This window comes from Myroides sp. C1519 (assembly GCF_038039755.1).
Lineage (GTDB): Bacteria > Bacteroidota > Bacteroidia > Flavobacteriales > Flavobacteriaceae > Flavobacterium > Flavobacterium phaeum_A.
The window spans coordinates 185,444-211,655 of the sequence record NZ_JBBPHM010000001.1; the positions used below are offsets into that span (position 1 = coordinate 185,444).

The 26,212-nt window shown below is 37.0% G+C and carries 20 protein-coding genes; 8 read left to right on the plus strand and 12 right to left on the minus strand.

Annotation, left to right across the window (positions count from 1 at the left end; translation table 11 throughout):
- Positions 1 to 4 precede the first annotated feature (4 nt).
- From AABL81_RS00840 to AABL81_RS00870, 7 genes are all read right to left on the minus strand, one after another.
- Positions 5 to 490, minus strand: coding sequence for a hypothetical protein (locus AABL81_RS00840; RefSeq protein ID WP_341340114.1), 486 nt, complete (start codon positions 488 to 490; stop codon positions 5 to 7).
- A gap of 523 nt (positions 491 to 1,013) precedes the next feature.
- A complete protein-coding gene (locus AABL81_RS00845) occupies positions 1,014 to 3,893 on the minus strand; it encodes a glycoside hydrolase family 3 N-terminal domain-containing protein (RefSeq protein ID WP_341340115.1) in 2,880 nt (959 codons plus the stop codon).
- Positions 3,894 to 3,978: 85 nt separating this feature from the next.
- Entirely contained in the window at positions 3,979 to 4,464 is a 486-nt protein-coding gene (locus AABL81_RS00850) for an ABC transporter ATPase (RefSeq protein WP_090406056.1), read from the minus strand.
- Positions 4,465 to 4,469: 5 nt separating this feature from the next.
- A complete protein-coding gene (locus tag AABL81_RS00855) occupies positions 4,470 to 5,261 on the minus strand; it encodes a (Fe-S)-binding protein (RefSeq protein ID WP_158210676.1) in 792 nt (263 codons plus the stop codon).
- A gap of 53 nt (positions 5,262 to 5,314) precedes the next feature.
- On the minus strand, positions 5,315 to 6,640 hold the full coding sequence (locus AABL81_RS00860; protein ID WP_341340116.1) for a (Fe-S)-binding protein: 1,326 nt from the start codon (positions 6,638 to 6,640) through the stop codon (positions 5,315 to 5,317).
- Between the two features lie 54 nt (positions 6,641 to 6,694).
- Positions 6,695 to 7,654 carry an MlaD family protein gene (locus tag AABL81_RS00865; protein ID WP_341340117.1) on the minus strand — a complete coding sequence of 320 codons (960 nt, stop codon included), beginning with the start codon at positions 7,652 to 7,654 and terminating at the stop codon, positions 6,695 to 6,697.
- Between the two features lie 56 nt (positions 7,655 to 7,710).
- Positions 7,711 to 8,853 carry an N-acetylmuramoyl-L-alanine amidase gene (locus AABL81_RS00870; RefSeq protein WP_341340118.1) on the minus strand — a complete coding sequence of 381 codons (1,143 nt, stop codon included), beginning with the start codon at positions 8,851 to 8,853 and terminating at the stop codon, positions 7,711 to 7,713.
- Positions 8,854 to 8,976: 123 nt separating this feature from the next.
- Here AABL81_RS00870 and AABL81_RS00875 point away from each other — a divergent pair, with 123 nt between their 5' ends.
- Both AABL81_RS00875 and AABL81_RS00880 read left to right on the plus strand, forming a co-directional pair.
- Complete coding sequence (locus AABL81_RS00875) at positions 8,977 to 11,685, plus strand: putative LPS assembly protein LptD (protein WP_341340119.1); 2,709 nt, start codon at positions 8,977 to 8,979, stop codon at positions 11,683 to 11,685.
- Between the two features lie 27 nt (positions 11,686 to 11,712).
- Positions 11,713 to 12,093, plus strand: a complete 381-nt coding sequence (locus tag AABL81_RS00880) for a RidA family protein (protein WP_341340120.1) — start codon at positions 11,713 to 11,715, stop codon at positions 12,091 to 12,093.
- A gap of 469 nt (positions 12,094 to 12,562) precedes the next feature.
- Here the strand turns inward: AABL81_RS00880 and AABL81_RS00885 are convergent, their stop codons facing one another.
- The 5 genes from AABL81_RS00885 to AABL81_RS00905 form a co-directional block, all read right to left on the minus strand.
- Positions 12,563 to 12,931 (minus strand): methylglyoxal synthase, encoded by a 369-nt coding sequence (locus tag AABL81_RS00885; RefSeq protein ID WP_090406078.1) that lies wholly within the window; start codon positions 12,929 to 12,931, stop codon positions 12,563 to 12,565.
- A 12-nt stretch (positions 12,932 to 12,943) separates the two neighbouring features.
- The gene (locus AABL81_RS00890; RefSeq protein WP_341340121.1) at positions 12,944 to 13,789 is read right to left on the minus strand and encodes a BadF/BadG/BcrA/BcrD ATPase family protein; all 846 of its coding nucleotides are present in this window, start codon (positions 13,787 to 13,789) and stop codon (positions 12,944 to 12,946) included.
- 13 nt (positions 13,790 to 13,802) lie between these two features.
- Positions 13,803 to 14,804, minus strand: a complete 1,002-nt coding sequence (gene gap, locus AABL81_RS00895) for a type I glyceraldehyde-3-phosphate dehydrogenase (RefSeq protein ID WP_158210669.1) — start codon at positions 14,802 to 14,804, stop codon at positions 13,803 to 13,805.
- Between the two features lie 21 nt (positions 14,805 to 14,825).
- A complete protein-coding gene (gene pfkA / locus AABL81_RS00900; RefSeq protein WP_158210668.1) occupies positions 14,826 to 15,812 on the minus strand; it encodes a 6-phosphofructokinase in 987 nt (328 codons plus the stop codon).
- Positions 15,813 to 15,883: 71 nt separating this feature from the next.
- Complete coding sequence (locus tag AABL81_RS00905) at positions 15,884 to 20,356, minus strand: translocation/assembly module TamB domain-containing protein (protein ID WP_341340122.1); 4,473 nt, start codon at positions 20,354 to 20,356, stop codon at positions 15,884 to 15,886.
- A 165-nt stretch (positions 20,357 to 20,521) separates the two neighbouring features.
- On the opposite strand from AABL81_RS00905, the gene tsaD reads away from it, so the two are divergent.
- From tsaD to AABL81_RS00935, 6 genes are all read left to right on the plus strand, one after another.
- Positions 20,522 to 21,544, plus strand: coding sequence for a tRNA (adenosine(37)-N6)-threonylcarbamoyltransferase complex transferase subunit TsaD (tsaD, locus tag AABL81_RS00910; RefSeq protein ID WP_158210667.1), 1,023 nt, complete (start codon positions 20,522 to 20,524; stop codon positions 21,542 to 21,544).
- 10 nt (positions 21,545 to 21,554) lie between these two features.
- Entirely contained in the window at positions 21,555 to 22,259 is a 705-nt protein-coding gene (locus AABL81_RS00915) for a 16S rRNA (uracil(1498)-N(3))-methyltransferase (protein WP_158210666.1), read from the plus strand.
- Between the two features lie 12 nt (positions 22,260 to 22,271).
- A complete protein-coding gene (locus AABL81_RS00920; protein WP_341340123.1) occupies positions 22,272 to 23,363 on the plus strand; it encodes an AI-2E family transporter in 1,092 nt (363 codons plus the stop codon).
- A complete protein-coding gene (locus AABL81_RS00925; RefSeq protein WP_341340124.1) occupies positions 23,364 to 24,542 on the plus strand; it encodes a THUMP-like domain-containing protein in 1,179 nt (392 codons plus the stop codon).
- 2 nt (positions 24,543 to 24,544) lie between these two features.
- Positions 24,545 to 25,120 carry a hypothetical protein gene (locus AABL81_RS00930; protein ID WP_341340125.1) on the plus strand — a complete coding sequence of 192 codons (576 nt, stop codon included), beginning with the start codon at positions 24,545 to 24,547 and terminating at the stop codon, positions 25,118 to 25,120.
- A 394-nt stretch (positions 25,121 to 25,514) separates the two neighbouring features.
- Positions 25,515 to 25,841, plus strand: a complete 327-nt coding sequence (locus AABL81_RS00935; RefSeq protein WP_158210662.1) for a hypothetical protein — start codon at positions 25,515 to 25,517, stop codon at positions 25,839 to 25,841.
- Positions 25,842 to 26,212: the final 371 nt, after the last annotated feature.

The following is a 26,212-nucleotide window of genomic DNA, read 5'->3' on the forward strand; positions in this document are numbered from 1 at the left end:
TTGTTTAAATATTTAAAAATTCATAAAAAGAGTCTTCATCAAATATGCCATTGTCTTCTAAAAACAATTTAACCTGCTGTAATTTATACAGTTCAATACTTGTATGTTCTCTATCTTGCATTAGATGTTGCAAAGGCAACTTAACTGCTCCTCCTGTTATTACGTATGTTGATGAGTCTATCCTGACGGCATAGAGTCTTAGATAACGTGTTTTACCTTTCCTTAAGGACAAGTGCACAATGCGAAATTCACGATTATCTAATTGTCTAAAAAACTTATCTAAACAAACAGGCTCTAAATTCACTATAGCAAGCAAACTCCTTTCTATTTGATAACTTTCCTCTGCAATTGAATCTGCAATAGCATAAATATTACTCTTAGAATTGATGTCTTGCCTATTCTCTTTTAAAAATTGTAATATCTTTTCTTGGTCAGTCCAAGTTTCCATTATACTTCTATAGGCATTTATACTTGTTGTTGAATAGTTCACTGTATAAATGTATGGTGCAAAGATAGGTATTATTTTCATATAATCAACTTATAAGTTTACTTTATAGTTATTTAGCTTAATACAATATACTACTATCCTATAACACAAAACACCACAAATCAAAGCATTAGGACTTTACAATCTTATACTAAGCATCTTCACACAGGGTACTTATCCTATTTATACTGCTTTCTTTACTACTACTATTAAAGTCCATAGTATTGTGACTAATTGTCAAATAAACACAAATCAACTCTTGCGTCATAATTCCCATATTTACCTTTACATCAGAAATCTTCTGAAATATGGAAGTTTATATTTCTTCCTTTTTTTAATACCTAACCGATTGACCAACTACCCAAATAAACACAAATCAACTCTTGCATCATAAATCCCATATTTACCATTACATCAGAAATATTCTGAAATATGGAAATTTCACAAACACTACCACAATACCCTAAAACCACAAAAAAAGAGGAGCTATTACTAACTCCTCTTTTCTCTATAAACTTGTAAACTACTATTTCACGATTGACTCATAAATAACAGTCTGAATATTTTCTCTAACGTTTTCTTTAGACAACCTATTTGTTGTTGCATCCGGATAAGTACGGTTGGCCAAGAAGATATAAACTAAATCTTTCTCTGGATCTGCCCACGCCATTGTTCCTGTAAACCCAGTATGTCCAAAACTTGTCATAGATACACAACCACACGTTGGTCCTGGTTTACCTTCTGCTTGCGGTTTATCAAAACCAATTCCTCTTCTACTTCCAGTTTCACAATAAACACAGTCGTTAAATGTGTCAAATGTCGATTTAGAAAAGAAACGCTCTCCTCCATATTCCCCTTCATTCAAGTACATCTGCATTACCTTAGCCACATCCAACGCCGAACCAAACAATCCCGCGTGTCCTGCTACTCCTCCTTGCATCGCCGCTCCCATATCGTGAACGTATCCTTGTACTGTTGTATAGCGGTAGTAATTGTCAACTTCCGTTGGTGGAATTACTCCAATATCAAACTTTTGCAATGGTAAATAAGTCAAATGTGTAATTCCCATTTTTAAGAAAAACTCGTCTTGAATTACCTTGTCTAACGTACTATTATACTTCGCTTCAATAAATTCTTTCAACGAAATAAACCCTAAGTCACTGTATTTATAGTCTTTTTTCTTTGATAAAGTAGACTCTCCTATTTGCTTTAAAATCTCGTTAGTGTACCCTTTTTTAATGTATAAATTCTCCGATACTTGCGTAGGATAATCAGGCGTGTAAAAATAGCTGTACAAACTAACGTCTGGTTTCTTATTCTCATCTAACGTACGTTTGTAAAACGGAATCCACGCTGGTAACCCAGATTGGTGTGTCAACAAATCTCTGAATGTAATATTCGCTTTGTCTGTACCTTTAAACGCAGGTACCATATTACCCAACTTTGACTCCATCGTAACCTTGTGTTGGTCGTACATCTTAATTAAAATAGGTAAACTACCCAATATCTTCGTTAACGATGCTAAATCATACAAGTCGGTGTCTTTTACAGCTGTTGTTTTATCATACGTATGATAACCAAACGACTTTTGATAAACAACATTCCCGTGTCTGGCAACCAATATCTGCATCCCCGGTGTTAGCTCTCTCTCGATAGCACGCTTGGCAATGCTATCAATCTGTGCCAACACAGCTGGATCCATCCCTTCATTTGCCGGACTTGAAAACCCCAAACGTTGGATTGGTTTAGTCTTAATTCCTGTTTCTACTTCATACTGACTATTAATAGATACTGGTAACTTCCCTTTTGATCCAATTGCTCCAAATACCACTTGTGCAGCAGCTTTGTGTGCAAATGCGTTGTTCTGATAACCAACTACAACTGTGTTTATACCGTTAAACGTTGGCAAACCAGACAAAGCATAAGGCTTGGCAAAAGATACCAATACCGTATTTGTTTTCTTAGCTATAGCTGCAATCTGCTGTTTCTCCTCATTTGAGAAATTGTGATTACGCCAAGGGTTGTCCACTTTATGGTAACCAATCACGATAGTCGAAAACTTACTGATCTCATCTAAATCTGTTGGATTAACTTCTCGCACATCTGCATAGTTCTTCAACATCTCTAAAAACGTACTACCATCGTCATCTCCTAACTTCACATACCCAATACGTTGTTTTTCTAAGTGTTTAAACGGGATTAACTTATCGTCATTCTTAACAACAGTTATCGCCTCGTTATACAACTTTTGGTTTAAATCGTCATATTCAGCCCCGTTTAAGTCTGCCACTAACGTAGTCGTGTTAATTGGCTCAAACTTAGTCATATTCGACTTAAACTTGTATTCTAATATCTTCTTAACTGAATAGGCTAAACGCTTTTCAGTGATTTCTCCTTTGCTATATGCCTCTTTAATTTTTGTCAACGCAGTAGGCACGTCTTCAGAAAACAACAGTAAATCGTTTCCTGCATTAAACGCAGCTAAGTCTACTTCCCCTGGTTTCAAATAGTTTGATGCCCCTTTCATATTCAAAGCATCAGTAAAGATCAACCCTTCAAAGCCCATTTCTTCTCTTAATAACTTGGTTACGATATTATAAGATAGTGAACTTGGTACATTGCTATCTGGTTCGTACGCAGGAATATTTAAGTGAGCAACCATAACACTTGACAAGTCGTTGTCAAACATCTTCTTATATGGCCACAACTCTACTTTGTTTAATCTACCTTTATCGTGGTTGATTACAGGTAGTTTGTGATGTGAGTCAGTCGATGTATCTCCGTGTCCAGGAAAGTGTTTACCTGTTGCAAATACATTCTGGCTTTGGTATCCTTTCGTAAAAGCAATCGCTCTATCTGTAACTATCTCACGTGTTTCTCCGTAAGAACGTACACCGATAATAGGGTTTTGCGGATTAATGTTAATGTCTAATACAGGACCAAAGTTAAACTGTAAACCTAAGCGTTTCGCTTGTTTTGCCATAGCAACACCTAACTCTTCTATCAGATCCATGTTTTGCACTGCCCCCAGCGTCATATTGTACGGAAACTTGTATGTCGAATCTAAACGCATACTTAATCCCCATTCACCATCAATACCAATAAGCATAGGCAGTGTACTCATACTTTGCAAGCGATTAGTCATATTCGCTTGTCGCACTGGACCACCTTGAAAAAAGATAAGTCCCCCTATATGTTGTTCTGTAATTAACTTTTCTAAACTTTGTGTGTGTGCTTCATTCTTGTTTGAATAAGCCGCCACCATAAACAATTGACCAATGCGTTGCTCTAAAGTAAGCGTATTATAAACGCTGTCAACCCATTGCGTTTGTCTAACCTTGTCAACGGTTTTCTGCCCCATAGCAGTTGACGCTGCCATAAGAAGTAATAATGTGAGTTTTTTCATTAGCTGTTTTATTATGTCAAAAAAAAATCACCATCAAAAAACAATTTGATGATGATTTTGATATTGTAAATTTAGAGATTACAATCTACTTAAAAAAGCGTGAATGCCAACTTTCAGCTGCTGGTACTTCCCAGTATTCTCTGAATTCTCCTAAATCATTTACTAAATTATTGAAAACAATAGTATTAGCAGAAACAGACTTAGATTTTACCATTGTTTTAAACTCTAATAAAGTTTTAAAAGCAATGAAATCTCCTGTTTTATACGTAACATTCATCTTATCTAATAAGTCAACACCGTATTTTTGTTCTAATGATTGAATCATTCCAACTGATGCGTCGATTGAACATCCAGATGCTGCGTGTACTTCTTGGTCAACCGCAAGGATGATGAATCGGTTATACTTAATAGTGTATGATGCTTGTAATGGTGTTGCGTGAGCAGCCCACTCTTGTGTAAAGTCCGCTAAAACTTTGTCTATTTCTTGAACCTCCTCATCTGAGAATTTGCGATTTGATTGATAAATCCAAACTCGAGAATGGTCAGGCATTTCTTCAAATGGTATGTACATAACTCTTATAAATCTTCTGCATTTGCAATTAACTCTGCCACGTCAAGTACTTTTACTTCGTGTTCTTTGTCTTTAAACTTAACACCATCTGTCAACATTGTATTACAAAACGGACATCCTGCAGCAATGATTTCAGCATTAGTTCCTAACGCTTCTTCTGTACGTTCTACGTGAACTTCTTTGCTACCGTGTTCTGGCTCTTTGAACAATTGTGCTCCACCAGCTCCACAACAAAAACCATTCTGTCTTGAACGCTTCATTTCTACAAGCTCTGCGTCTAATTTTTCAATTAATTGACGTGGTGCTTCATAAACTTGATTCGCACGTCCTAAATAACAAGGATCGTGGAATGTAATTCTCTTTCCTTTGAAGTTTCCTCCTTCAATTGTTAATCTTCCATCGTCTAAAAGCGATTTAAGAAACTCTGTGTGGTGTACTACTTCGTATTTCCCTCCTAATCCAGGATACTCATTCTTTAATGTATTAAAGCAGTGCGGACAAGCAGTAACGATTTTCTTAACTTCATATCCGTCTAAAACTTGGATATTCATCATTGCTTGCATTTGGAATGCAAACTCGTTTCCTGCTCTCTTCGCTGGGTCTCCTGTACATCCTTCTTCTGTACCAAGAACTGCAAAAGGAACCTTTGCTTTATTTAATATTTTTACGAATGCTTTTGTAATCTTCTTTGCTCTATCGTCAAAACTCCCTGAACAACCAACCCAAAACAAAACTTCTGGTTGCTCGCCCTTTGCCATCATTTCAGCCATTGTAGGCACTACTAAATTTTCTGACATAATATTTGAATGTATTGTGATAATCTCCCTAAGGGATTATGATTGTTAGTTAATTAGTTTTCGTCTTTCCAGTTTAATCGATCCATTTGGTTATACTGCCAAGGTGCACCATTGTTCTCAATATTTTGCATCATATTGTTTAACTCTGTTGGCGCAGCACTTTGCTCCATTACCAAATAACGTCTCATATCCATAATAATAGACAACGGACTAATGTCAATCGGACACTCTTCCACACAAGCATTACAAGTATTACAAGCCCAAAGCTCTTCTGCTGTAATATAATCGTTTAACAACGTTTTACCGTCATCTACAAACTGACCATTATTAGCGTCCATAATTTTACTTACGTCTTCTAAACGATCACGTGTTGACATCATAATCTTACGTGGAGATAATTTCTTCCCTGTAATATTTTGTGGACAAGATGATGTACAACGACCACACTCTGTACAAGAGTATGCGTTCATCAACTGAACCCAGTTTAAATCCATAACATCTTGCGCACCAAATTTCTCTGGCTCACCTTGCGGTTCTGCTGGAGCTGCAAATGGGTCTGCATTCGGATCCATCATCAACTGTACTTCTTTTTTAACAGACTCTAAGTTGTCGAATTCTCCTTGTGGCTCTAAGTTCGCATAATAAGTGTTTGGGAACGCCAAGAAAATGTGTAGGTGTTTTGAATAATAAAGGTAGTTCATAAAGAACATCACCCCTATAATGTGTGCCCACCAACAAAAACGCTCAATAAAAGCAACCGTAGTAAGGTTCATTCCGTCAAAAATAGGACTAATAAATCCTGAGATTGGGAATGCTCCTGCTTCGTTATAGTGTGTATAAGATTGCGTTTGTAAGAAGTAATCTGCCGCATTCATTAATAAAAAGAAACACATTAAAATTGTTTCAATGTAAATAATATTGTTAGCATCACGCTTAGCCCATCCTTCCATTTCTGGTTGGTTAAAACGCTTAAGCTTGATTACATTTCTTCTGATCCAAAATACTACAACTCCAAATATTACAAGGAATGCAAGTATTTCAAAGAATCCTATCAAGAAGTTATATCCTGAACCTAAGAACGAGAACGCTCTGTGGGTACCAAATAAACCATCTATTATGATTTCTAACATCTCAATGTTAATAATCACAAAACCTACATATACAAAGATGTGTAGAATTGCTGGGATAGGTCTTTTAACCATTTTCGATTGCCCTAAAGCAACGCGAATCATATTTTTCCAGCGTTCTTTTGGGTTATCAGAACGATCGATATCACGTCCTAATTTAATGTTGCGGATTAGCTTCTTTATATTTTTAATGAAAAAGCCAAAACCAACAACTAATAGAAGTAAAAATAATACTTGGCCTAAATACTGCATAGTAGTAATAATTGTTTCAAAAAATTGTTAGTTGATCTTTGTTGGTTGTTTGGTTTAGTTATTCTCTTTATTCTCTTCCACTACAATTACTGTCTCTCCTTCTTTTCCTTGGTAAGGTGTCGCCTTTTTACCAAATAATGAGAAATGAACATAACGTTTTGGATTGTTTTTCAAATCACCTAATAGTAATTCTAATTCTTTTGATGCTCCTGTAAGGTTAGCGTATAGTTCTTCGTCTTTCAACAATTTACCAACTGAACCTTTACCGCTTTGGATATCTGCCATAATTTTATCCATATTGGTAGTTGCATTGTCTAATTTAGTAAACGTAGATTGAATATCCAAAGTTTTTAAATCTGAAGATAGTGCAGCAAAGTTAGTACTCATTGTATTCAAGTTGTTCAATGTACCGTCTAACTTAGGTCCTGATGTAGCAATCATCTTGTTTGCTCCAGCTAATGTTCCGTTTAATTCCTGAACCGCACCTTTTAAGTCTGCTTGCATTTTTTCATCCATAATGCTGTTTAAAGCAAGGATCATTTCGTTAGCATTAGCCAATACCGCCTCTACTTTATCTTTTAAAGGCAATATTTCTTCTGTTAACTTGTCAGTCATATCTTTTTGTAGTTCTCCTTTAATGAAGTCCCCTGACTGAGCGTAGTTTGAATCACCAAACTGAGGGTTAATCATAATTGCTTTACCTCCAATTAATCCTGGTGAATAGATTGTAGCAACGCTGCTTTTAGCAATATCTACTTTTTGAGTCATTAATAACTCTACATTTAGTTTCCCTGTTTTGTTGTCTAAACTGATTTTAGAGACTTTACCAACTACTAAACCGTTGATTGTAACATTAGAAGACATTGTTAAGCCTTCTACATTGTCATACTCCACATAGTATTTAGTACTGTTATCGAAAATGTTACTTCCTTTTAAGAAAGAATATCCCCAAATAAATAGTGCAATTGCCCCTAATACTAAAATAGCTGTCTTAATTTCTTTTGATATTTTCAAAACTTGTTCTTTTTAATACACGCAAAAATAAACTTTTATTCTTTACGCAATCGATATTATTTTAAAGCTTCTTCTACGCTTACAGACTTTCCGTTTTTATAAGCGACGATGAATGCTGATTTATGTCCTTTTGATTTAGCTTCTTGCATTAGTTTTTTAGCTGTTGCATGATCGCTTGTACTACCGTAGAAATACTTGTTTAACTTACCTGACTTCTGCATAGTAACCCCCTTTAGCCCACCAAAATTCTGTGGTTTTAAAGCTAATACCTTCGCACTCGCTGCAATTTGCACTTTAAATTCGACATTCTTGTTATTTTTTGTACTTGCAGTACTATTTTTAGAATTATTCTTAGTAGTAGTTGCAGTCGTAGTTGTCGTAGATTTACTTGGTGTTACATCAGTTTTATCTGCTACAATTACACTTCCTCCACCGTAATATGCTGCTTTATAAGCCATAATTCCCTTTGCAATTGAAGAAGCTAACTCTTTTTGACCCTTTGATGAAGAAAGGTAAGCTCCCTCAGCCGGGTTAGATACGAATCCTAACTCAATAAGGATACTTGGCATAAACGCTCCGTGTAATACCCAGAACGGCCCTTGCTTCACTCCTCTGTTTTTTCTCTTTAAGTCGTTTGTAAACCCGTCTTGTACTCTTCCTGCCAAATCAATACTTTGGTGGATGTAGTCTTCTTGGATTAACGTCAACCCGATAATAGACTCTGGAGATGATGGATCAAATCCTGCGTACTTCGTCTTATAGTCGTCCTCCATCATAATAACCGAGTTCTCCGTTTTTGCTACGTCAAGGTTAGATTTGTTTTTACTTAAACCCATTACGAAAGTTTCCGTTCCTGACGCTGCTTCTGAGTTTACCCCATTACAGTGAATAGATACGAATACATTACCGTTATTTTTATTGGCTAATACCGATCTTTCTCTAACTGGTACAAACACGTCTGTTTTACGCGTGTAGTACACATCAATATCCAATTGTTTTTCTAAAATCTTCCCTACTTCCAATGCCACAGCAAGAACGATGTCTTTCTCAACATTCTTCTTGTGATTTGTACCTGTATCTTGCCCCCCGTGACCAGGGTCTAATACAACTTTAAACTTTTGGCCTTTCTGTGCTGATACAGAAAAACAAACTAATAAAAATGTTAGTAATGCGAACAGTTTAGAACGACTGCAATTCATAAAATTGATATTTATAATGTTTTATAATTTGAATAAAAATTACATTTTTCAGAAAAAATATATGTAAGTTTGACACGTTTTAAAAAACGAGCTTAGTTTTACAAAAATAGCATATATATAGGTTTGCGAACAAATATTTTTAATATCGTTTTTATTTTATTCACTTTTAGTGCCATTTTCTCTCAAAAAAGCACTGCACAAGAATTTAATAAAAAATACGTACCGGTTAATTCCTCTACTCCAAAAGACTCTGTAGCAACAACTAAGGACGCTACAGCAACTACGTCTGTGCCTAAAAATGAGGCAAAAAAAGATCCGAAAAAAGATGTCAAAACTGACACTTTAACGCCTAAAGAGAAGCCTCTTTTAGAGGATATGGTCTATAGAAAGGCTAAGGACTATGAAAAACTTGACTTAAAGAAGAAAGAAATCACTTTATATAACGAGGCGGAAGTAAAATACCAAGACTTCGAACTTACAGCGGGTAAGATTGTTTTCAATTACGAAACAAGCGAAATATCTGCTGGGGGTATCAAAGACAGTGTGGGTAATATGCACCAGTTTCCTGTGTTTAAACAAGGAGACCAAATCGTTGAGCCTGATTCTATCCGCTTTAACTCTAAAACCAAAAAAGCCTTGGTATGGAAGTCGCGTACTTCACAAGGGGAATTTAGAATTAAGTCTGAAATTACAAAGAAAGAAAACGACTCTGTTTACTTTATGAAGGACGTTATCTTTACTACTGCTAAAGACCTTGACGATCCTGAATATTACTTCAAAACAAGAAAGATTAAACTTGTACCTGGTAAAAAGGTTATTACAGGGGTAACCAATATGGTTATTGCTGACGTACCTACTCCTCTTGGATTGCCATTCGCATTTTTCCCTATGTCGGAGAAAGCTGAATCTGGATTTATCATTCCAAGTTTCGGGGATACCAACCAACAAGGATACTATATTCAAAACGGGGGGTACTACTTTGCTATTAGCGATAAGGTAGATTTAAACGTTTTAGGAGATTACTACACCAACGGAAGCTGGGGACTTCGTTTAAACAGTTCATACGCTCAACGATATAAGTACAATGGCCGTGTTTTAGTGAGGTATGAAAACAATATCTTCTCTGAAAAAGGACTACCTGATTACTCATCAAGTAAAATGTACAATATTCAGTGGAACCACAACCAGGATAGTAAAGCTAATCCAAGTTCACGTTTCTCTGCTTCGGTAAACTTAGGTAGTAGCCAGTACTTCAGACAGTCAAACAACACGTATAACGTGGGGGCTTCTATGAACAACACTATGAGTTCTTCTATCAGCTACCAACGTACGTTTGAAGGTGTGCCACAAGTGAATATGTCGTTAACGGCTACGCACTCACAATCGACAAATACTAAGGAGATTAATATGACCCTTCCAACTTTACAAGTGAACGTGGACCGTGTGTTCCCTTTCGCACCGAAGTTTGGAGCTAAAAAAGGACTTATTAAGAACTTAAACCTTACATACTCTGTTCGTGGAGAAAACCGTGTTAGAACACACGAAGATTTCTTCTTTAAAAGAGAAATGTTTGATAGTTTAAACACCGGGTTCCAACACAGTATTCCAATTTCTACAAACTTTAAGTTGTTTAAATATTTCTCTGTTTCTGCAGGGGGTGCTTTCAACGAGGTTTGGTATTTCAACACAATTAAAAAGGAATACAATCCAGAAAAGAACAAGGTTGAAGATATCCGCGTTAATGGTTTTGACAGTTATAGAACGTATAACTTTAACGCAAGCATCGGAACTACTATTTACGGTACGTTTAACTTCAGTAAAGACGCAAAACTACAGGCTATTCGCCACGTAATGCGTCCAAGTGTTGGTTACTCATACACACCGAGCTTTGAAAAGTATTACGACACTTACGCAATTGATGCAACAGGACAGACAATGCAAGAATACACCCGATTCCAAGGAGGTATTTTTGGCGCACCTGGTAAGACAATGTCAAATATGATGAACTTCGGATTGAGTAACACCTTTGAAGCGAAAGTTAGAGATGACGAAAACGAAAAAGGAGAAGCGAAGAAAGTAATGTTGTTAAACAGCTTAAACTTCTCTACAAGTTATAATATGTCTGCCGACTCGTTAAAATGGTCTCCAATGCGTGTTAGTGCTGGTACTTCTCTTTTCAAAGAGAAAATGCAGATTAACTTCGGAGCAACGTTAGACCCCTATGCACTTGACAACAACAACCGTCGTATTGACACATACAACATCAACAACGGTGGTAGTTTATTCAGATTAACAAGTGCGAATATGACTGTTAACTGGTCAATGTCAAGTCAAGATGCAATGTTTGGTGGTTCTGCAAAAGACAACCAAAACTCAGTTGACAACGGTGGACGTCCGGATGATTTATTTGGTCGTTCAATGGAGTTAGGAGACAACAGAAAGAGTATGCTTGGCGATCAAGATGAAGAAAGAGATTTTGCTGGTTTCTTCAACGCTAAACTACCGTGGGACTTAACGTTCGCTTACTCGTTAACGTACAACAACTCGTCTCGTCAAAATGAAATCGTAAACAATTCAGTGATGGTTTCAGGAAACGTAGAATTAACTCCTAAGTGGAGAGTTGGAGTTTCAACTGGTTATGACTTCGTTCAAAAAGGTGTAACATTTACACAGTTGCGATTTGAAAGAGACTTAATGAGCTGGCGTATGGACTTCTCTTGGGTTCCAATTGGACCTTACCAAAGTTGGGGATTCTTCATCGGTATTCGTTCTTCAATGTTGAGCGACATCAAGTGGGAAAAGAGAAAAGCACCAGACAAGATTTATAGATAATAAACCAAATAAGAAAATATTTACAAGATGAAAAAGATTATAAACTCAGACAAAGCTCCAGCACCAATCGGACCATACAACCACTCGGTAATGGTAGGTGATTTACTTTTTATCTCTGGTCAGATTCCTTTTAACCAAGCAACAGAAACGCTGGTTACAACAGGAATTGAAGACGAAGCAAAACAAGTAATGGCAAACTTAGAAGCGATTCTTGAAGCAGCTGGATTTACTTTTGAAAACGTTGTAAAGTCAACTATTTTCTTAACTGATATGAACGACTTTGCTAAAGTAAACGAGGTTTACGGAAGCTTCTTCACTATCGAAACTGCTCCAGCAAGAGAGTGTATTCAAGTGGTAAAATTACCACGTAATGTAAACGTAGAGATTTCAATGATTGCAAGTAAATAAGCAATCAACACATTATACTAAAAGCCCTTAAATTAAGTTTTAAGGGCTTTTCTTTTTAAACACCACTTCTGTTAGCTTATTTAGCTAAAAACACAACAGCTCCCTTCTATACAACCCTAAACGATATCTTATCCCTTTTCAAACTAAACACCACTCCTAATACAGAGGTAATCGCCTTTGTGTCTTGAATTAACCGTATCATATACCACACTTCTACCACATTACTACCACACTCCTTCGGTAAAAAGGCTTATTTCCGAACTAATGTGGGACAAATGTGGTAGAAGTCTCGAACATGGCACTATCAAAACACGCGTTAAACTTCTGCTATTTCCAAAACGCATCCGTATTCAAAGCAATTTATATATTCAAAAAACTTGTTGTAAACTAAAATAATACCTGAAAAATAAGCACAAAAAAAACGCTATGAAAAGCATTCACAGCGTTTATATAATAAAGCAAATAGTATCTATTTACTTATCGCATTTAAAAGTAACTGAGCCGAAGCTTCATTCGTAGCTAAAGGCACATTATGTACGTCACAAACACGTAACAACATATTAATATCTGGTTCGTGTGGGTGTTTTCCAAGCGGGTCTTTAAAGAAAAGCACCATACCTGTTTTACCTTCAGCAACGCGACCAGCGATCTGCGCATCACCTCCCATTGGACCAGAAAGCATTCGTCTAACTTCAAAACCAGCATCCTGAGCCATACTACCAGTTGTACCAGTACCAATCAAAGAAATTCCCTCTGCCGTTAATATATCGCGATTCTTCTTGATAAAATCTAACAGCTCTTTTTTCTTAGCATCGTGTGCTACAATTGCTATTTCCATAACCTACATTTTTTATTTGTGATACAATATTAAACCATCTAACGGTTTCTGTATAATCTTCCCTACTTTGATATTGTGATCTGCTAACACCTTTCTAAATTCGTCTTGCAAAAAGTAAGCAACTGAACCGACAAAATGCACAGGAACATCAACGTATTCCGGGTTATTTTTGATGTAATTAGTAACAAAGAAATCTACTTGTTCGCGTATCATTTCTTGAAAATACGGATGATCTTTATACTCAATTAAAAACGGCAAAAAAGACGCCATATAAGCATTCGGATTCTCCTTTTTATAGAAGTTGTACTTTACTACGTCTGCATCAATATCATACTTTGCCGAGAACGCAATAGCCAAATCAATTGGCAACATTCTTAGAAAATAACTTTTCAAAAGCAAGCGCCCAAAAGAACTACCACTACAATCATCCATCGCCATAAAACCAAGCGATTGTATGCGTTGGTGTACTTTCACGCCATCAAAATATGAAACATTTGACCCCGTACCATTAATACACACAATTCCACTTTCCCCACGATCTACCGTAGCATAGATAGCTGCATACGTATCTTCGTGAACGTGAATTGCTGTACAATTCGTAAAATACCCTTCAAAAAAGTTCTTAACAATACTATTCGTACGATCAGACCCACACCCTGCACCATAAAAATAAAGTTCTTTAACCGCGTCTCTGTTCTTTGAAATATCAGGAACAGTATTTACGCGAGTAAAGAACTCATCTAAAGAAACAACTTCAGGATTAAGCCCTAAGCTTGTCACTGAAGTTGTTACATTATTATTCTGGTCAAAGAAGATCCAATCGGCTTTAGTAGAACCACTATCAACGATTATCTTCATTCAATCTATTTAATTACTTAACAGTATTCATTAAAATAGCCATCTCAATCATCTTAGCAGAGTATCCGTACTCGTTATCATACCAAGCGATGAATTTGTAGAAAGTACTATTTAATGCGATACCCGCTTTAGAGTCAACGATACAAGTATGTGGATCAGAAACGAAGTCTTGAGAAACAACGTCATCCTCTACATAAGCCATAATACCTTTTAATTCGTTCTCACTTGCTTTTTTCAATACAGCCATAATCTCTTCGTAAGAAGTTTCTTTCGCTACTTTTACAGTTAAATCTACTGCAGAAACGTCAGCTGTAGGAACACGCATTGACATACCTGTTAATTTCCCTTTTAATTCAGGAATAACTTTTCCAACCGCTTTAGCAGCACCTGTAGAAGCAGGAATCATATTTACTAATGCTGAACGACCACCTCTAAAGTCCTTTTTAGACGGACCATCAACTGTGTACTGAGTTGCAGTAGCAGCGTGAATAGTAGTCATTAACCCTTCAACAATACCAAAGTTGTCATTGATAACTTTAGCAATCGGAGCTAAACAGTTAGTAGTACAAGAAGCGTTAGAAACGATAGTATCAGTTGCTTTTAATTCTTTATGGTTAACCCCCATTACATACATAGGAGCATCTGGAGACGGAGCAGAAATCAATACTTTTTTCGCACCAGCATCAATGTGTTTTTGAGCACCAGCTAAGTCTTTGAAAATACCTGTACAATCAGCAACAATATCAACGTTTACCTCGTTCCATTTCAATAATGAAGGATCTTTCTCAGCAGTAACGCGGATAGTTTGTCCATTAACAACTAAATTTCCATCTTTAATCTCAACAGTACCATCAAAACGACCGTGAACAGAGTCAAACTTAATTAAGTAAGCTAATTGCTCTACAGTCATTAAATCATTTACCGCTACAATTTCTACATTGTTATATTTTGCTGCTTCTCTCAACATTAAACGTCCAATACGTCCAAAACCATTAATCCCAATTCTAGTTTTCATCTTCAAAAATTTTTTTAATTATTAAATACTAATTATATCAGATACCCTAAGTAACTCAGCATCTATTTGTGAATGTCCTTTTACGGCTTGCTCTAAAGGAGTTAAAGCAACTTGATCGTTAAGTAAACCAACCATATAATTGCGTTTACCCTCTATTAAAGTTTCCACTGCCTTCACGCTCAATCTACTTGCTAACACCCTGTCAAAACAAGATGGAGCTCCACCTCTTTGCATATGGCCTAACACAGACACGCGTACATCATACTCAGGTAAATTTTCTTCTACATAAGCACCAAGTTCAAAAACACTCTTACCAAGTTTTTCTCCCTCAGCTACAAGTACAATACTTGACGATTTTCCTGTTAGCTTACTTTTCTGAAGCGACTCTAACAAGCGCTCAAGTCCCATATTCTCTTCAGGAATGATAATCTCTTCTGCACCAGCACCAATACCCGCATTTAAAGCGATATGCCCTGCATCACGTCCCATAACCTCAACGAAGAAAAGACGTTTGTGTGAACTCGCCGTATCTCTAATCTTATCCACTGCGTCAACAACTGTGTTTAACGCCGTATCAAAACCGATTGTGTGGCTTGTTCCGTGAATATCATTGTCAATTGTACCTGGTATTCCCATTACAGGAATATCAAATTCTTTACTTAGCACCATTGCCCCAGTGAAACTACCGTCTCCACCAATCACAATTAAAGCATCAAGCTGTGCATTCTTTATATTTTCATAAGCTGTTTTACGACCTTCTTCTGTTTTAAAAGCAGAACAACGAGCTGTTTTCAAGATTGTACCACCTTTATTAATGATGTAGTTTACATCACGAGGCCCTAATACCTCAAAATCCCCTTCCACAAGTCCTTGAAACCCTCTGAAGATTCCAACACACATAACATCGTGAAAAGCACAAGTACGTACAATAGCTCTAATAGCAGCGTTCATACCTGGAGCATCACCTCCAGATGTCAAAACACCAATCTTTCTAATCCCCTTAGTCATATTTTATCGTTTTGAGTAAATTTAGTGATTAATTGCGATTTTAACAATTAAATTGTTTCTTAAAAAAGCTACTATTTTGTTAAAGGATAAGTGCTTGATTCATTTGATGTAGGCTTGCGTCTTGATTCATAAAACTTAATGAAATCACGGTTAAAATCAGAATCAGGAAGCTCCTCTGAGCGATTATTATCTTGTTTTTTATCTGATTTCTTCTCGCGGTCCTTTTTATCTGCTCTATGTAAGATTTTTGACAACAATTCCTTGAACGTATCAAAGTCCACTTCATACGTCAGACCCACACCTTGTGTATAGCCGATTCCCTCTCCTATGTAGTTAATGTCGTTCTCTCTATTAAAGAAACGCGCACTTAAAGAACCCGCTTCATTCAAGCGCAATAACACCTCAACATCACCAACAATCACCGATTGCTCTACTCCTCCAACAGGTACACCTAACTTACCATTTACAGAAATACGGTCATTTACCTTCGTAGAGAATGTTACACCAACACGTCCTTCTGTTGTTGTGTACGGATTACGCTCTCCTTGCGCATAGTTAAGTCCCACTTTAAACTTATCATCTTCATCAGAGAAAATATCGTCAAAAATACTACTTGCACGTTCAAACAAACTACCCGCCAATGTTGACGATGAGTTGTCTGAAGAGAAGAACGAACCTGTTGCTAACAACGCCATCGCTTGTCTTTCACGCGTATCTCTATCGCTCAACTTATAATCTAACTCCGATTTTACAACCGAACTAACATTAGGGAAGTTAATCTCAAAGTCAACCTCCGGATTACTCAAACTACCGTTCAACACAATAGCCACATCCGTAGGTACTTTTCTATTGATAATCGAGTTGTCTATAATTACACTTGGGTTAGCATCTGTATGGTAAATCGCCTGTAAATCCAAAATAGCGTTCAGCGGATCTCCATCCCATCTGATAGTACCGTACTTTTTAACCACGAACTTCTTGTCGATCAATCCTCCGTATTTGAAGTTATACTCTCCCTCATACGCTTGGAAATCTCCCCACATATTGAACTTCCCAAGAGTGTTAATCTCCATTGTAATGAACCCCGCTCCTTTTCCTTTCATAGCGTGACCAGACTCTCTATCTAAGATAATCTCAATCTCCGCATCAGGCGTAACGATGAACTCGAAGTCAAGTTCTATACCACTATTGCGGTATTTGTACAAATCTTGATCTTTACCAAGTAAACGCATACGTTTTTCTTTAGGCGACAAGAAGTGGATGAAATTGTTTTCACCCGTATTTTGAGCTTCTTTAAGTGGAATCTTGATAGCTGTTCCCTTGTTTGACGTAGCGTTAATGTTAATCGCCAACATCTCAACAGGACCACTCAACTTAGCCGAACCGTTAATAAACGCCTGTCCGTAGTACAAACTCCCCTCTTCAAACTTTGTATCCAATGCCAACAAGTTAGTAGATGTCAGCCCCAAATTAAGCGACCAATCATTAAACATCTTATGCGATATTTCTCCATCTACAAACCCTTCCGTCTTGTACTTACTGTCTATTATCTTAACCTTGCGCAAAATAAACTGTCGCTCTGTCAAATCCAGTGCAGCATCCTCTTCAAAGTTGTAATCCACACCGGTAAACTTAGACGTCATTCCGGCATTGTTCAAATGCAAACGCCCATTCACGTCAGGCTTACTCGCCGTACCCTGAATAGTAATCTTACCTGAAGTCGTTCCACGCACATCAGACACAATCGTCTGCAATAGCGGTTCTATCGCCTTCACTCTAAACCCTCTAAACCCTGATTCCAAGTTCAGATACGTCTGCTTATTCAATATATCCACATTTCCGTTTAAGTAGAAACGTTCTTCATCTTTATCAACGATACTTGACTCCACCGTAAACTTCTCTAAACGATCATCACCATCTACGTTAAACTTCAAGTCTCCCGCGTGTACTTTATTGATGAATAGCGAATCAATACCGATATTAGCTCTTGGTTGAAACACCTCTTTCTTCTGAGAGAAGTGAACATCCCCATTTAAATTACCTGCAAACTCAATATTACTGATATCTGGAGTAATCTTAGCCAAGTCAACATTTGTAAACACTAAATCAAAGTTCTTGTACGTCGAATCACGTACTACCCCGTTTAAGTTTACCTCTTGCCCATTGTGCGAAAGCGTTAATCCGTCTATAATAAAGTCCGTCAGCTTCTTGTTGAAAACCAACTTATTCTCTTTGTTCTCTTTTTCGTTAATGCTCCACAAGAAGTCCTTAAAGAACACCTCCGATTTCTTAAACCCAACCACAGACAAGTTTTCCTCGTTTATCGTGTGGAATAAGTTCAAGTTAAACTTATCCTTGTTGTTTGCCCCTCCTTTAAACTCTGAACGCACAAAAAGCGTATCGTTATAGGTAAGGTTAATCAAGTTAAAGTCCGTAACCTTATACACGTTTGACTTCACACTGTCAATTGACACATACGCATTATAAAGCGGGTTAGAATTGTTTACGTCTAACAGAATATTGAAAAACGAAAACTTGTCGATGCCTATGCTTGGCGAATTAAAGTTTAACTTAAACTCGTTGTTGTCGTTGTCAATCACCCCTTCCACGTGAGTCAAAGCACTAACTGTTAATTGTGGTAAAAACACCTCAATCAACCTATTGTGAACCGTAATATCAAAATCAAGATACTGCCCCTCCTTAATCTTATAAGGCGAATAGTTCGTATACAAACTACCCAAGGCATTTGTAAACAGCGACTTTAAGTCTGCAAACGAGAACTTCCCTTTCACATACCCATCAATCGCCTCCTTAGAGCTCATAGAAATCAAGCGCTCTCTTTCCTCATTAAACGAAGAAGTCAACGTAAAGTTGTCAAAAATATAAGCATCTTTACTGTTCTCGTAGTGGGCTTGGTGAATCGTAAACTCCCCTGCCAAATCATCTAATGTATTTCCGGCTGCCTTAAACTCAAACGCCCCACTAAACTTAGCCAACGTATCATTTACTAAGCGAAGTGCGTGCAAATCAGCATAGTCGATATCTGCTTCAAAGTCGTAGTTCTTCACCTCCGCACTCAAGTCAATCACCCCATTAAAGTCCAGCTTCAAGTTAGGATCCTGACTGTGTACTAATCCGCGGTAATACGGCATTTTCATAAAACCATCTACCGCCAAGCCAGTGTACTTATACTTGTTAAACACAAAAGAGAACACATCTCCCTTTACAGAAGTGTTTAGGGATTTTTGGTTAAACCCAACCCCGTCAATATCTAAGTTCAACGACGTTACCCCAAAATTGTGGTTATTGATAAACTCCCCTAAGTCAAACTGATCCAAGATCACATTCCCCTTATAAGCAGCCTTATCCGGATTATCTAAATTCTCTATCTCAACAATAGCAATACCCTTACCGATAGACGTCAGAATATGCACATTTGTATCCAATGTACGCTTAGTCAACTCAATATCCCCTTGCAAGTTCACATTACCTAAAGCAGACAATTGCTCTGGCAGTAAACTACCCAAAATCTCAGGCATCAAGCCCACCAAGTTATTACGCGTAACATACAATCTATCAACATTTGCGTTCATCCAGAACGGCTTGTCTTTGTCAAACACGTTTTTAAAGTGGAATAACCCACGCACATTAGACGTATTCTCATCCACCAAGTTCACGTTCTTCATAAAGAAGTCGTTCATCACTCCATCAATATGCCCACGTACAAACACGTTCTTATTCTCAGAAAACACCCCCGTAAACACATTCAAATCAGACGTATTCAAAGACGCATTTCTAATCTCAAAGTTCCAATTCACTTTATCAGCGAAATACTTCATATCCCCAAGCGCGTAAGTAAACTCTAAGTCCCCTTCAATCGCCGACTTATTCGTTACGATATTCAAGTCCTTCACCCCGATGCTTGTCTTCGTATGAGAAAAATCACCCGACAGGTTTTTCAAGCCCATTCCCCAATGATCATCAAACTTTGCGTGTAAAATATTCCCGTAAATATCCGGCCCCTTAATAAAGAAGTCCTTCACTTGTCCCTCAATATCCTTGAAGTCCACCGCTACTTCCGTCTCCGCTGTTTCATCCGAGATAATCAGGTGCGTTCCTTTCAACGTAACCAAAGGCGACTTCAATCTGAACTTACCCTCTCCCGGTTTTCCGTCGTCAAAAGCGTTGATAAAGTGATCTAATGTCGTTTCTTCTTCTCCTTTATACTTGTGAATACGCAAATACAAACTGTCGATGTACGCATTGCCAAAAAACAAACGACCCTGCGTTAACTCCTTAAAGTCAAGGATACGCGTTTTAAAACTCTTTATATAAAGAAAGTCGTTGCCCTTAATATCTTTTGCCTCTACCCCTTTCAGGTTAATGCCACCAAAGATGTCTAAAGCCAACTTATCTATGTGAATATCAGTACCGAACTTTGAATTGATAGAGTTCATCGCCTCTTTAGCCAAGTACGTTTGTACAGGTGGTAATAGCAATGCCCCTGCTGTAAGTATAAGCAGAGCAAACAGCCCTAAAACCAAGCGAAAAACTATTTTTTTAAATTTTTTGATAACGTATAATGTTTTAAATTTGCCTCAATCTACCGTAGTTTAGTTAAAAAACTAACAACTCACAAATTTAATTATTTTTCGATAGGGTTCGGTAGAAATAACCTTATTAAAATTATCAAAAGATAAAACAGTAAAATGTCTTCAAAACCTACCTATATTTTAGCCATCGAAAGCTCTTGTGACGACACATCAGCAGCGATTATGGCAGACAACAAAGTACTATCAAACATCGTAGCCAGACAGGAAATTCACGAAGAATACGGAGGTGTAGTTCCAGAGTTAGCCTCTCGTGCACACCAACAAAACATCGTGCCAGTAGTTGACGTAGCTATCAAAAAAGCAGGTATAACCAAAGAAGATTTAAGCGGAATTGCCTTTACACAAGGACCTGGACTTATGGGATCTTTATTAGTAGGTGGATCATTTGCCAAGTCGCTTTCTTTAGCACTTGACATTCCCCTTGTAGCTGTAAACCATATGCACGCGCATATCCTATGTCACTTTATAGACGAAGAAGGATTTGACAAACCAGAATTCCCTTTCTTAGCCTTAACTATCTCAGGAGGACACACACAAATCGTGCGTGTAAACAGCTTCTTTGACTTAGAAATATTAGGAGAAACAACAGATGACGCCGTAGGTGAAGCATTTGACAAGTCTGCTAAAGTATTAGGCTTCCCTTACCCAGGTGGTCCTTTAATTGACAAATATGCTAAACAAGGAAACCCTAAAGCATTTCAATTTACCAAACCTAAGGTAGACGGACTTAACTTCAGCTTCAGTGGATTGAAAACGCAAATCTTGTATTTCATCCAGAAAAATGTAGCTGCTAATCCAAACTTCATAGAAGAAAACATCGCTGATATCTGTGCGTCTATCCAACATACAATCATCAATATCTTGATGGACAAACTAAAGTTAGCCGTAGCGGAAACAGGCATTAAGCAAATCGCTATCGGAGGTGGTGTATCTGCAAACTCTGGTATTCGCCAAGCGTTAAAAGACGCAGAGAAGAAATACAAATGGAAAACCTTTGTGCCTAAGTTTGAATACACAACAGACAACGCAGCTATGATCGGAATCGTAGGATACTACCGTTTCCTTGAATCTAAATTTGCCGACTCATCAGTCGTATCAAAAGCGCGTATCGAATTTTAAGACTACCACTATGCAATTATTCTATTCTCCTGAAATTGAAAAAGGACAAACAACTTTCACTTTTGACAAAGATGAAAGCAAACATATTATCCGTGTATTAAGACGTAAAATGGGTGATACTCTTTATGTAACAAACGGAAAAGGAACGTTGTTTACAACGCAAATCTCTCTGGATTCAGACAAGAAGTGTATCACAGAAATCGTATCACACGAAGACCAAGCTCACACGCCTTTCCGCCTACACCTTGCTGTAGCGCCAACAAAGATGAACGAGCGTTACGAGTGGTTCTTAGAAAAAGCAACAGAAATCGGTATCCACGAGATAACGCCAATTATCTGTGATCACTCAGAACGAAAAGTTGTTAAAACAGAACGTTTTGAGAAGATTATTCAATCGGCTATGAAGCAGTCTTTACAGTACCATATGCCTATATTAAACGAGCCTATCACCTTAAAAGAGTTTATGGCAAAAGAACACGAAGGCGAGAAATATATTGCACATTGCGAAGACACAGAGAAAGTTTTATTGAAAAACAGTATTCCACTTCACAAAAATTATTTACTTTTAGTTGGTCCAGAAGGCGACTTTTCTACGAGTGAAATAGAAACAGCCTTAGCTAAAGGGTACAAACCAGTCTCTTTAGGACACACAAGATTGCGAACAGAAACTGCCGCATTAGTAGCAGTACACAGTTTCGTATTTGCCAATGAATAACATATAAACACGATGATTGATTCTAAGACAATATCAAAAGGAATAGTACGTGCTGTACTAATATTAACGGCAATCACCCTATTAGGTCTTTTCCTATTAGAAATCAGCCCCTTATTTATCTATATCGGTTTTGCCTTTGTCTTAGCCCTAATCGGCAAGCCACTTGTTGAGTTTATGCGTAGAAGACTGCGCATCAAACGCATCATAGCTGTATCAATTACCATTACCATATTCTTGGCTTTTTTCATCGGGTTTATCTTTATGTTTGTGCCTTTGTTTACCACACAAGCACAGAATCTATCTGTATTGAGTACAATGCACTTACAAGAGGATTTCAACGGATTAATCAGTAAAATAGACTATTATTTAGACGCTAAAGGTTTTAGCCTTGACAAGATTATAGCTGAATCTAACCTAAAATCACAGGTAAAGCTTGACTTTGTCCCTAACCTATTAAACTCTATACTAAGCCTATTGAGCGAATTCGGAATGGGATTATTTGCTATTCTATTCATTGCTTTTTTCTTTTTAAAAGACCAAGCTGTCTTAGAATACCAATTCAAAAAGATATTCCCTCGTAAACAAGAAAACAGAGTTTTAAACTCGATAGACAAGATTAACAACCTATTATCACGTTATTTCCTTGGTTTAGTAGCCCAAACCTTCATCATCTTTATCCTGAGTTTCATCCTATTGATATCAGTAGGTACAAAAGGAGCCTTGATGATTGCCTTTTTATGTGCTATTTTAAACATCATTCCTTATATCGGACCCTTAATTGGAAACATATTAGCTGTGATGTTTACAATGCTTAGTTTCATAGGCGACAATTTCACAGAAGTTACCCTACCTAAAGCATTAACCGTGTTTATCGGATTCCTTACTATACAGTTAATCGACAACGTAGTAAACCAACCGTTGATCTTTTCAAACAGCGTAAAGTCGCATCCCTTAGAAATATTCATTGTTATTTTGGCAAGTGGAATGTTCTCTGGAATCTTTGGTATGATTGCCGCAGTGCCAATCTACACTTGTTTAAAAGTAATCGGAAAAGAGTTTTTACCAAACGTCAGATTCATACAAATCCTTACAAAAAAATTATAATTGAAAAACCATCTTTTAGCAGAAGACGTTCAGCAATATATACAAGAACAGCTACACAGCGACATCAAATCGTTAGCCTTTAAAAAGAGTCCGTTTACTCACATTGAGATGAGCGAACTACTAACGCAAATCGAGTCCAAACAAAAGTCTAAAGACAAATTACCTACGTGGTACGCCACAGACAATATTCTATTTCCAAAGAAGCTATCTATAGAACAGACTTCTTCAGAGGAGTGTGCCAAATACAAAGCGTCTTTGGTACAAGGCGATAGCTTGATTGACTTAACAGGTGGTTTCGGAATTGATTGTTACTACTTTGCCAAACAGGTTAAAGCAGTACAGCACTGTGAAATGCAAGAAGACCTAAGCGCAATTGTTGCTCATAACTACACTGCCTTAGGCGTTGATAACATCACTTGCCATTGCGGAGATAGTCTTGTTTACCTAAAAGAGAACAACAAACAGTGGGACTATATATACGTAGATCCAGCACGTCGTAATTCTGCCAAGGAGAAGGTATTCTTCTTAAGCGATTGTACACCAAACGTACCAGAGCATTTAAACGACCTGTTTACACATACGAATACCATTCTAATCAAGACCTCACCCCTATTGGATATACACGCCGGTATCAGTGAGTTAAACCACGTAAAGGCTGTCCATATTGTTGCCCTAAACAACGATGTGAAGGAATTGCTGTGGATATTAGAAAAAGGATATGAAGGTGAAATAGCCTTAGTAGCGGTTAATCTTACCAAAGACGAACCACAGTTGTTTCACACCAGTCTAACCGATCAAGCAGTGGCAAGCTTTCACGCGCCACAGCAGTATTTGTACGAACCCAACAGTGCTATCCTGAAAACAGGAAAGTTCGACGCGGTAAGTCAACAATACAAGATCAACAAACTACACCCCCATAGCCAACTATACACAAGTGAAGCGTTGGTCAACTTTCCAGGGCGTAGTTTCAAAATACAAGAAGTCGTTCCTTTCAACAAACAAAACGCCAAAACACACCTTACTAATATCAAGGCAAACGTAACCGTGCGTAACTTCCCATTGAAAGTAGAAGAAATCAGAAAGAAGTGGAAAATAAAAGACGGAGGCGATGTTTATATTTTCTTCACAACAAACTTGAAAAACGAAAAAATTATCATAATTTGTTGCAAAACAACATAGTTATGAAAAATTACCTTTCCCTAATTCTACTTCTGTGTAGCAGTCTATTTGCCCACGCACAAGAAAAGTGCTCAATAGACTATGAAATTGTAAACGACAATACCAATGTTAGAAAGACCAATGACGTATTGGTTTACGAAGACGTACAAGAAAAAGGAAATAACACTCTTTTCTTTTCGTTAATCAAATCAGACGACAATCACTTTCTACACGTACAGTTGATTCAGAAGAGTCAGGACTTCATTCCGATTACTTGTATCAACTACCGCAGTATAATCTCGTTTAAACTAAACAACGGTCGCGTACTTTCAGCCTATTATATAGGAGAAGAAAAGTGCGATACCTATATTTATGACAAAGAGAACAAAAACAATATTCGTATTTTGTCCACATCGTTTTTATTAAAGACAGAAGACTTACAATATTTAAGAGAATCGCCTTTAGAAAAAGTACAAGTTAGGTATGCTAATCAAGCCATCCCTTACACTATTAAAAATGAACTTGAATCTACTCAATTAGAAGTAAATTCTCAACCATCTGCCTTTTTTATTGACAACATCCCATGTTTACTCCAATAAAAAATAAGCTCAAGATTATATTAATCTCAATTATAAATTATAAAATGAATAGCTTTTACAACTGTAGAAGCTATTTTTTCATTTTAACACGTCACGAAATGTCAATACAAACCTTTTAAAACTAAGAGTTTACAAAGAAAGTAGTACAAAATAAGAACTTATTCCACTAAAATATTTCATTATTCTAAAAACTGTCCTTGCAAATCTTAAGTGATTGTCATATTTTTAAGAAAACAAATCCTTAATAACCACAATGATTTAAAACCTTAAAAACAACCACACTATGAAGCGCTTACTAACACTTTACGTCGCAGTAATTGCAGTCTTCGGGCTTCTTTTTCTGCAAAGCTGTTCAGCTGAGAGCGAAATCACCACTTTCGACGAAGCAAGAACAATGGAATTCAACCGCGTTAATCTTGAGAAGAAATGGCTCACCACATTTTATGCCTTCACTCCAGATTGCCCTGCTGGTATTCGTACCAGCTTACAATTATCATCTGTTGAGATCAACTTAAAAGACTCGCACTTTTCTTTACTTGATCGTTACAGCCTAATTGAAGACAAAGGAACTTACAAATTTGATGGAGATGAGATTACACTACACTCATCAAGCGATGAAGTCTTACGACTTACTATCAAAACATTTAACTCAGAGGAGTTAATACTTGAAGTTAAAGACCATCCTTATTTAAAAGAAATTGAATTAATCAATATCAAATAAGAAAACTTATAATTGAGACCCCATAAAGGGGTCTTTTTTTTTGACAACGTTGTACTACACTTATTGGATTACTACTCACAACTACGCTTTATCATTTACATCTTCTTTCAATATCACCTACTTTTATTCTAAACAAAAGCCAAAAAAAGACAACAAAAATAATTTATTCACATAAATCAAAAAATAAAATACACTATTTAACAATAATTCATATATTATACTTATATTCGTCTTATATAAATAATAATCCCATTTAATTAAATCACAAGCAGCATGAATAAAAAACTAAAATATAGTAGTTTCTTCGTAATTGCTATCTCGTTATTTTTATTTGCATATCAACTGTACAATATAACAAGCCAAGAAACGAC